The following is an 8,893-nucleotide window of genomic DNA, read 5'->3' as shown; positions in this document are numbered from 1 at the left end:
GATCATCGATGCAACTCCGCCGACCGCGGCGATCAGCGTCACCACGAAGACCGGGCGGTCTCTGCGTGCGGGGACCAGAATGTTCCGGATGAGAGGCGTCGACATCGTGACGCCGATGAAGGCGACGCCGAAGAAGTGGAATGCAAGCGGGTCACCCTGCTTGTCGACACCGAACAACCAACCGCTCAGTGCAGGACCGAAGAGCGCCAGCACCGCCCAGCCGATCACGGCGATGACGGACATGATTATGATGGCGATGAGGTTGCGCCTTCGTCGCTGGCGCTCCCGCGTCTCGAGGACCCATCCCTGCAGCGCGTTGCCGGCTGCACCGACGCCGAGGATCCCGTATCGGTAGATCTTGTCGTTCGAGGCGAAGGCGGCCGCAGCGATAGGGGAGGCGACGATGCCGGCGACCGGCATGGGTGCGTTCGCATAAAGACTTCCGACGGATTCCACACCCCACGCGTGTCGCATGTCGCCGAGGTCTGCCCTCATCACCGCGAGACCCGGCCACCGGGGGAACAGCCTCCGTTCCAGGCGGAGCTGGAAGGCCAGCACGCCGACGACGATCGATACGCAGAGCAGCAGTCCGTACCACACGACCTTCCCAGTGACGAGTACGACGCTGACTGCCAACACCGTCGCGACCGCACGCGGGATTACCTCGTAGAAGAGCACCAGTCGCGGAGAGCCGACGCCAACTGCGTACCAGCTCAAGCTGATTCCGTTGAGCGCGCTCGCGACGGCGAAAGCGGCTGCCGGTGCCCACGAGGCGGAAGGAGAGATGGCGACGGCGACGATGGCGCTGATCGCGGATGCGAGCGCCACGGCGAACAGGCGGATGTAGAAAGAACGCCCGTAGAGAGTGCGCTGAGCCTCTGGCGAACCGGCCATCGCCACGAGAGGAGTGCCGAGGATGTTCCAGCCGACCAGGCCCACCGCGGCACCGAATGCGCCGACGCCGAGCCCGATGTTCATCGCCGCCCAGTCATCCGTGCTCGCCGCACGAGAGACGAACGGGAGAGCGAGCAACGGCAGCACGGACGCGAGGAACGGTAGCGCGGAGAAGCCGACGAGACGCCGGGTCAGGTTCATCACGGGTGACGCCATCATCCGCTTTCGCCGCCCCTCTCCTGCTCGGTGCAGAACGCGGTGTCGACCAGTCTGGCTGGGACCTCACGCGGAGCGGGGGGGAACGGGGGCACCTCACGATCTTAGGGCGTGTACCTGGAAGTCCTTTCTGCGGTATGCGAAAGGCGGCTTCTGAGAGGGCGCGTGCCTCGCCTACACTGGCCAAACAGCGCTCGCAGGATTGGGAACGAGGAACGATAGTGGACATGCCCGTTCGAGGAGCGATCGTGCTCGCGGCCTACGAGCCCAACCCGGAGCTGTTCGCGAGGCAGCTGCGCTCGCTTCAGGCGCAGACAGTCGCGGACTGGGAGTGCATCATCTCGGTCGACGGAGACGACGGCACCGTGCGACGGGTGCTGGCCGAGGTCGCGGCGGGGGACGAGCGGTTCCGCGTCATCGCCGACGGCACCAGGCTCGGGTTCTACCTGAACTTCGAGCGAGGGCTCATCGCGGTCTCGCCGGACGCCGCCTGGGTCGCACTCTGCGACCAGGACGACCACTGGTACCCCGAGAAGCTCGAGACGTTGATCCCGCACCTCGAGGAGGTCGCGCTCGTCTCAGGGCAGGCGCGTCTGGTCACCTATCCCGGAGAGGTCACGACGGGCCACACGGATCGACGTGACCTCGGCCCGATCATGACCGCTCTGAACAACCAGTTCACCGGATCGCTGTGCGTGCTCCGCGGAGACCTCGCGGCGCGGAGCGTGCCGTTCCCGCGCATGTCGACCCGAGCCGCGGCGCACGATCACTGGATCGCCGTCCTCGCCGGGGCCACCGGCGGAACGCGCATCGTCGACACGGTCGTGCAGGACTACGTCCAGCACGATTCCAACGTCTTCGGGGACCCGAGTCGGATGCAATCGTCCGGTCGGCTCGGCGCGATCCGCACGGCCGTGGAGAGCGCTCGCTCCTTCACCCGGCGCTACGAAGGCTCGGACTCGCTGCCGGCCATGCTGCGGATGCTCTTCCGCGTCTACGTCGGCTGGCGGCAGCTCATGGCGGAGACGCTCGCGCAGCGAGCCCCGGAAACCGGGGCCCAGGTGGTCGCGGTGTTCGGGAGGAGGCGCCGGTTCTGGCCGACCTGGCGCCTGCTTCGGGATGCGCGACGGCGGGGTCACGTTCCCGGACGCTTCGTCCTGGAGTACCTGTCGAGCTGGGCGGCAGGAGGCCTGATCGGCGGACGACGCACGCCTCCTACGACGTCGACCAGGTGATCTTCGCAGCACTCGTCGCGGTCGTCGCGGGCAGGCGTCCTCCGCGGCCTCGCAGGCCGTCGCGGAAGCCCTGCGCCAAGAGATGTCCCATCGCACGGCGAGGTCGCGCGGACAGCGCGATCACCGCGAAGTAGGCGAGGTCGACCAGCAGGTCCCGGATCGTCCGCAACGGGAGGCGTCGGAAGTAGCGGCGAGTGACGATGATTCGATTCCGCGCACGGTAGTAGTAGCGGAACGGCGTGCTCGCCATCGTCGTCACCGTCGGGGGAAGAGCCCCGAACGGCCGGAGTCGCAGGGTACGTCCCAACTCGTGGCCGATGCGTGTCGGCGCCGAAACGATGCGCCGTCCGGAGGCCAGGATGCGGAGTTCGTACTCCGTGTCCACGAGATCGATGAAGAGCGCGTCGTCGAAGTCGCCGAGGGCGCGGAACGACCCGGCGGAGAGCATCATGCCCGACTGGATCACCCGGCTGGCGTCGGGGTAGGGGCCGCGGGATGAGGACTGTCTCACCTCGGCGAACTGCCCGGGGACCACGGCGGCGATCAGCGGCGACTCGTCCAACGCGGTGAATGCCGAACGCAGCACGCGCACGGTGTCCGGCGCGGGAGTGGAGTCCTGATCGAAGGTGATCGCGTAACGGCTGCCGTCGTCGAACGCACGGTGCAGACCGGCGTTGATCGCCGCGGCGATGCCGCGGTTCTCGGGCTGCCTGATGACCTGTGCTCCGAGCTCCTCTGCGGCATCGAGCACTGGGGTCGGCCCGTCCGTTCCGTCATCGACGACCACGATCGGGAAGTCCGCGGACAGCGATCGGACGACGTCGAGAAGGGCCTCGGAGGGGTGGAAAGTGGTGAAGACCACCGCGACGTCAGTCGGCGGCGCCATGTTCGCGATCGTCGTCCGCCTTCGAGCGGGCATCGAGCTGACGGCGCAGCGCGGCGACGTCCTTCAGGAGCTGCTCCTGGTTCAGGCGGGTGATCGCGGCTTCCTCCGCGAGGCGGCGCAGACGCTCCTCGGTGCGGGTGAGCTCCCACGACAGGTGCAGCGTGACGGCGAGGAGGAGGCCGATGGCCAAGGTGAAGATCAGGTTTGCGGGAAGCTGGAAACCCAGCGTCCTCGTCAGCCAGGCGAGGGCCTGAGGGAAGATGCCGAGGAGGAGCGCGGCGAGACCGATGGCCAGCCAGAGCACCGCATACTTCTCGCGGAGTTGGCGGCGGAGGAGGAGGACGGTCACCGAGACGACGATGACGAGACCGAGGGCGAGTGCGCCGAAGGAGATCATGCGCGCCCCCTGATCGGACGGCGGACGACGGACAGGCTCAGAGCGAAGATCGAGCGGGCGAGGTACACCGCCGAACCGGTGAAGCCCTGGCTGGGGTTCCCGGACATCCTCGCTCGCATGGCCACCGGCACCTGCGTGACCGTGAGTCCGGCGTGCACCGCGGCGACGAGGCTGTCGATGGTGTCTCCGAGATACTCGGCGGGGTAGTAGGCGACGTACTGATCGATCGCGCGACGGTTCGCCGCACGGAAGCCGCTCGTCACGTCGGTCAGCCGGGTACGGGCGATCCGGGAGATCATGCTCGCGAGGAACACCATGGCCCACCGCCGGGGGCCCTTGGCCGCGTATGTCCCCACCTCGGCGAATCGCGCGCCGATCGAGATGTCGGCGTCGTCCAGCCCCTCGAGCACGCGCATGATGTCGACGGGGTTGTGCTGGCCGTCGGCGTCGACCTGGATAGCGGCGCGATAGCCGTTTCGCTGGGCGTACGCGTAGCCGGCGCGCATCGCGCCGCCGACACCCATGTTGTAGGGGAGGGTCAGTACCGCGGCCCCGGCGTCACGAGCGACCGCACCGGTGGCATCCAGCGAACCGTCGTCGACGACGAGGATGTCGGCATCGGGAATCGCCGCGAGGATCTCGCTCACGGTCGAGCCCACGTTCCCTTCTTCGTTCCACGCGGGCACGATGACCAGCAGATCTTCACTCACCGAACCCATGGATCAAGTCTAGAGGCCGCTCGGGTGATTCCTGACGAGCCGCCGGCTCAGGGGATCGGCGAGCCCATCGTGTAGGCGGCGCGCCATTCGGCGGGGAGCGTCTCCACGGACGGCCAGGCCGGGCTCGCCAGGCGGATCAGCGTGGCGACCGACTGCACGTGGCGCAGCGCGCCGTTCTCGACGTAGTAGGTCTCGGCGCTGCCGAAGCTCACGAAGGTTCTGTCCGCGAGCAGCGCCGGGCCGACGGTGAAAGCCCTGCGGGTGTCCGCGGACCAGCTCAGGAATGTCAACACCCGACCGTTGCTCGCCTCTTGAAGCCGCTGCTGGCTTCGCACATGGCGAAGCTGCGAGCCGGAGATGAGATAGACGGGATCTGCCCCCGGCGTCTTGGCGAACAACGCTTCGGGAATGCTGTTCCCGGTGACGGGGAGCGTTGAGCAGATCGAAGCCGGGAGTGAGACGGTCGGCGCGCCCGCCGGCGGGGTGAGGACGTGCGTCACGCCTCCGCCATTGACCGCGTACGTCGCACCGTCGCAGACGACGAACGGGGACAGCACACCCTGCACACGTGGATTCAGGGAGAGGGAACCGTCCGGAAGTAGCGTCGTCGCGGTCACACCGGCGTCGAACGCCACTCCCCACGTGGGAATGTGAGCGATCTCCGCACCCGCACCCGTGAGGAACACGTCGGGCGACCCCTGCTCCCGCACAAGCGTGCGCACGGGCAGGATCGACGGACCGGCCGGAATGGCCGCGACGTTCGCTGCAGGGAGGGTGGCCACGTACGAGCGTTCGCCCGCAGGAAGCTGGGCCCAGGCGACTCCATTGATGATGTGGCGCCGCGTACCGTTCTCCCACCGGTAGTAGGCGTCAGCGTCCTCGGACTTGAACGACGTGCCGACCGCGGGGCCCGTCGGGAACTTCGCGACCAGGCCGGGGGGCAGGGAGGTGTACACCGCCATGTTGAAGCCGAACCGGGTCACGACGTCGGCCGCCGTGAAGTGATGCTTCGAGCCGTCCGGCTCGAGCAGGTACATGCCGCCGTCGCCCGAGTCCCGCACGAATCGCGTCGCGGTGGTCGCGTTCGGGACCGAGGCGACGTACTCCGGCGAGACCGTCTGGTACCAGCCGAGGCGCGACATGTAGGCGGCCAGGTCGGTGCCGTTGGTGATGTGGTACTTGCGCGACTCCGCCAACAGGTAGATCTCGTTCGCGTTCGACGCCTTGATCAGTCGGGTGGCGGGCTCGTGCGTGCTGCCGAACCAGTCGGTGAAGTAGTTGTGGAAGTTCCGGTTGCCGTAGGCGGAGCATCCGTCGCCCTCTCCGTAGCCCGCGCGCAGTGCGGCGGCGTTGGGCTGGTACGGCGTGTAGTAGTAGAGAGCCGAGGTGGCCTCGTTCTCGACGTACACGGGCCCCCGGCCGCAGGCGGCATTCGGGTTGTAGAGGATGTTCCAGGTCTTGCCCGGGGCGTAGTACGTGAAGTAGCGGCCCTCGGTGTAGATCTTCATCTGACGGCCGGCGCCGTAGATCTGGTAGAAGAACCCGGCGAAGGCAGGGTCGCAGGGCGCGGTGTCGGGGCACCCCTGTCCGAGCGCCATCGTGTATCGCCAGTCGCTGGGCCACGTGTGGGTGACGAGCCCCTGCTCCTTCTGCAGCATCACGATGAACACCTGCGGGTTGATTCCGCAGGACTGAGCCACCTTGTAGATGATGGTGGCGGCCGATTCGTTGCCCGCCCCCTGGTAGCCGTTGCAGTACTTGTCGCCTGCGCGGTTCGGAGTGTTCTGCCGGTAGTCCTTCAGACACACGTATCCGGAGCGGCAGGACGACACCTTGGAGCGGAAGAACGAGTCGATCGCTCCGGCCGACATCGTGGAGGTGTCGTAGAAGACGCTGTCAGAGATGATGTTGCCCGCGCGGAAGCCGTCGGTGACGAGGGCTTTCACGGGTTGCGGGGCCGCAGCGACGTCGCTGACGGCTGTGGTCGAGGTGGGCGCGGTGGGGGAGGCCGTCGCCTGGGCAGGGGTCGCGACGAGGAGAGACGTCGCGAAGACGATGGCCGCGGCGCTGGAGAGGAGCGCGCGCAGGCGTGGGGTGGGGGAGCCGGTCACAAACCCCATTGTGGCGGAAAGCTACAGATGGTGCCACTGTGATTGATGTGACGCAAGTCAACATGCCGTGCTCCCGTGCTCACAGCCCGGATGTGGCACGATGTTGGGGTGAAAGGCATTATTCTCGCGGGAGGATCGGGCACTCGTTTGCACCCGATCACTCTGGGCGTCTCCAAGCAGCTGATCCCCGTCTACGACAAGCCGATGGTGTACTACCCGCTGTCGACGCTGATGCTCGCCGGCATCCGCGACATCCTGGTGATCACGACACCGCACGATGCCGCGCATTTCGAGCGTCTGCTCGGTGACGGGTCGCAGTTCGGGATCAACCTCACGTTCGCGCAGCAGCCCTCACCGGACGGTCTCGCCCAGGCGTTCACCATCGGTGCGGACTTCATCGGCGATGACAGCGTCGCCCTGGTGCTCGGAGACAACCTGCTCTACGGCCCCGGCCTGGGCAACAAGCTGCAGCGCTTCGGCGACATCGCGGGAGGAGCGATCTTCGCGTACTGGGTCGCCGAGCCGGAGGCCTACGGCGTCGTCGAGTTCGACGTCGATGGCACGGCCGTCTCCCTCGAGGAGAAGCCGGCGCACCCCAAGAGCAACTACGCGGTTCCCGGGCTCTACTTCTACGACAACGACGTCGTCGAGATCGCACGGAACCTCGCGCCCTCGGCGCGGGGCGAGTACGAGATCACCGACGTCAACCGCGCCTACCTGGAGCGCGGCGACCTCCAGGTCGAGGTGCTCCCTCGTGGCACCGCCTGGCTCGACACGGGGACGTTCGATCAGATGACGGACGCCGCGGAGTACGTCCGCACGATGGAGCGACGGACCTCGCTGAAGATCGGCGTGCCGGAGGAGGTCGCGTGGCGGCAGGGATTCCTGACCGATGACGAACTGCGCGAGCGCGCGGAGAAGCTCGTGAAGAGCGGATACGGCTCCTACCTTCTGGACCTTCTCAAGAGAGGACAAGCATGACCCGCCTGCTCGTGACGGGAGGTGCCGGATTCATCGGATCCAACTTCGTGCACCATGTCGTCGAGAACACCGACCACACGGTGACCGTCCTGGACGCACTCACGTACGCCGGCAACCGCGAGTCGCTCGCCGGTCTGCCGGAGAACCGGGTCGAGTTCGTCCACGGCGACATCACGGATGCGGAGCTCGTCGACCGGCTCACGGGCGAGGCGGACGCGGTGATCCACTACGCCGCGGAATCGCACAACGACAACTCGCTGCACAGCCCGCGTCCTTTCCTCGACACGAACATCGTCGGCACCTACACGCTGCTGGAGGCCGCGCGGCGGCACGAGCGTCGGTTCCACCACATCTCCACCGATGAGGTGTACGGCGACCTCGAGCTCGACGACCCGGAGCGGTTCACCGAGGAGACCCCGTACAACCCTTCGTCGCCGTACTCCTCGACCAAGGCCGGCAGCGATCTCCTGGTGCGGGCCTGGGTGCGCTCCTTCGGCGTGCAGGCCACGATCTCGAACTGCTCGAACAACTACGGTCCCTACCAGCACGTCGAGAAGTTCATCCCTCGGCAGATCACGAACGTCATCCGCGGCATCCGCCCCAAGCTCTACGGTGCGGGTGAGAACGTCCGCGACTGGATCCACGCGAACGATCACTCCTCGGCCGTGCTCACGATCCTGGAGAAGGGGCGCATCGGGGAGACCTACCTCATCGGCGCGGACGGCGAGCGCAACAACAAGGACGTCGTGGAGCTCATCCTCGAAGAGATGGGACAGCCGCGCGACGCCTACGACCACGTCACCGATCGCGCCGGCCACGACCTGCGCTACGCCATCGACTCGACCAAACTCCGCACCGAGCTGGGGTGGACACCGCAGTACGCGGACTTCGAGTCCGGACTCGCCGCGACCATCCAGTGGTACCGCGAGAACGAGGCGTGGTGGGCACCGTCGAAGGACGCCACCGAGGCCTTCTACGCGACGAAGGGACAGTAGGACACGGTGGGCGAGATCGAGTTCGGCAAGAAGCTCACGCGGGTCGAGACCGGGATCCCCGGTCTGGTCGTGTTCGACCTCCCCGTCCACGGGGACTCGCGCGGGTGGTTCAAGGAGAACTGGCAGCGCGAGAAGATGACGGCGCTGGGTCTGCCGGATTTCGGCCCCGTCCAGAACAACGTGTCGTTCAACGACGCGGTCGGGACGACGCGTGGAATCCACGCCGAACCCTGGGACAAGTGGGTGTCGGTCGCGACCGGGCGCATCTTCGGCGCTTGGGTCGATCTGCGTGAAGGGCCGACGTTCGGCGCGGTGTTCACGACGGAGATCGATGCGTCGAAGGCCATCTTCGTGCCGCGCGGCGTGGGCAACTCCTACCAGACACTCGAGCCCGACACCGCGTACACGTATCTCGTCAACGACCACTGGTCCGCGGACGCGTCCTACTCCTTCCTGAAT

At 67.0% G+C, this 8,893-nt stretch carries 9 protein-coding genes; 4 read left to right on the top strand and 5 right to left on the bottom strand.

The genetic code is table 11. The annotated features are described in order from the left end of the window. Positions 1 to 1,098, bottom strand: a 1,098-nt coding sequence (locus KZA10_RS03515) for a hypothetical protein (RefSeq protein ID WP_218682189.1), incomplete at its 3' end; no start/stop codon positions are given. 239 nt (positions 1,099 to 1,337) lie between these two features. Between KZA10_RS03515 and KZA10_RS03510 the strand changes: the two genes are divergently transcribed. After that, the gene (locus KZA10_RS03510; protein ID WP_218682188.1) at positions 1,338 to 2,345 is read left to right on the top strand and encodes a glycosyltransferase; all 1,008 of its coding nucleotides are present in this window, start codon (positions 1,338 to 1,340) and stop codon (positions 2,343 to 2,345) included. Here KZA10_RS03510 and KZA10_RS03505 read toward each other — a convergent pair. Genes KZA10_RS03505 through KZA10_RS03490 form a run of 4 tightly spaced genes read right to left on the bottom strand, consistent with a single transcriptional unit; the run spans position 2,326 to position 6,458 of the window. Then, entirely contained in the window at positions 2,326 to 3,231 is a 906-nt protein-coding gene (locus KZA10_RS03505) for a glycosyltransferase (protein WP_218682187.1), read from the bottom strand. The genes KZA10_RS03510 and KZA10_RS03505 overlap by 20 nt on opposite strands. Continuing rightward, entirely contained in the window at positions 3,215 to 3,628 is a 414-nt protein-coding gene (locus KZA10_RS03500) for a DUF2304 domain-containing protein (RefSeq protein ID WP_218682186.1), read from the bottom strand. The genes KZA10_RS03505 and KZA10_RS03500 overlap by 17 nt, the downstream gene beginning before the upstream one ends. Beyond that, on the bottom strand, positions 3,625 to 4,347 hold the full coding sequence (locus KZA10_RS03495) for a glycosyltransferase family 2 protein (RefSeq protein ID WP_218682185.1): 723 nt from the start codon (positions 4,345 to 4,347) through the stop codon (positions 3,625 to 3,627). Before KZA10_RS03495 ends, KZA10_RS03500 begins: the two co-directional genes overlap by 4 nt. Positions 4,348 to 4,394: 47 nt before the next feature. Then, positions 4,395 to 6,458 carry a hypothetical protein gene (locus KZA10_RS03490; protein WP_218682184.1) on the bottom strand — a complete coding sequence of 688 codons (2,064 nt, stop codon included), beginning with the start codon at positions 6,456 to 6,458 and terminating at the stop codon, positions 4,395 to 4,397. A 108-nt stretch (positions 6,459 to 6,566) separates the two neighbouring features. Here KZA10_RS03490 and rfbA point away from each other — a divergent pair, with 108 nt between their 5' ends. The 3 genes from rfbA to KZA10_RS03475 form a co-directional block, all read left to right on the top strand. Continuing rightward, positions 6,567 to 7,439 carry a glucose-1-phosphate thymidylyltransferase RfbA gene (gene rfbA, locus KZA10_RS03485; protein ID WP_218682183.1) on the top strand — a complete coding sequence of 291 codons (873 nt, stop codon included), beginning with the start codon at positions 6,567 to 6,569 and terminating at the stop codon, positions 7,437 to 7,439. Next, positions 7,436 to 8,434, top strand: a complete 999-nt coding sequence (gene rfbB, locus KZA10_RS03480; protein ID WP_218682182.1) for a dTDP-glucose 4,6-dehydratase — start codon at positions 7,436 to 7,438, stop codon at positions 8,432 to 8,434. Before rfbA ends, rfbB begins: the two co-directional genes overlap by 4 nt. A 6-nt stretch (positions 8,435 to 8,440) precedes the next feature. Then, the coding region (locus tag KZA10_RS03475; RefSeq protein WP_218682181.1) for a dTDP-4-dehydrorhamnose 3,5-epimerase family protein at positions 8,441 to 8,893 on the top strand (453 nt) is incomplete at its 3' end.

It is taken from the genome of Microbacterium sp. BF1, assembly GCF_019279095.1.
Taxonomy (GTDB): Bacteria; Actinomycetota; Actinomycetes; order Actinomycetales; family Microbacteriaceae; genus Microbacterium; species Microbacterium maritypicum.
Note: the sequence above shows the minus strand (reverse complement) of the source record. Positions and strands in the feature narration are given on the sequence as shown.

Coding starts and splice junctions, on each gene's coding strand:
- KZA10_RS03510 (WP_218682188.1), top strand. CDS start 1,338: ATGCCCGTTCGAGGAGCGATCGTGCTCGCGGCCTACGAGCCCAACCCG.
- KZA10_RS03505 (WP_218682187.1), bottom strand. CDS start 3,231: ATGGCGCCGCCGACTGACGTCGCGGTGGTCTTCACCACTTTCCACCCC.
- KZA10_RS03500 (WP_218682186.1), bottom strand. CDS start 3,628: ATGATCTCCTTCGGCGCACTCGCCCTCGGTCTCGTCATCGTCGTCTCG.
- KZA10_RS03495 (WP_218682185.1), bottom strand. CDS start 4,347: ATGGGTTCGGTGAGTGAAGATCTGCTGGTCATCGTGCCCGCGTGGAAC.
- rfbB (WP_218682182.1), top strand. CDS start 7,436: ATGACCCGCCTGCTCGTGACGGGAGGTGCCGGATTCATCGGATCCAAC.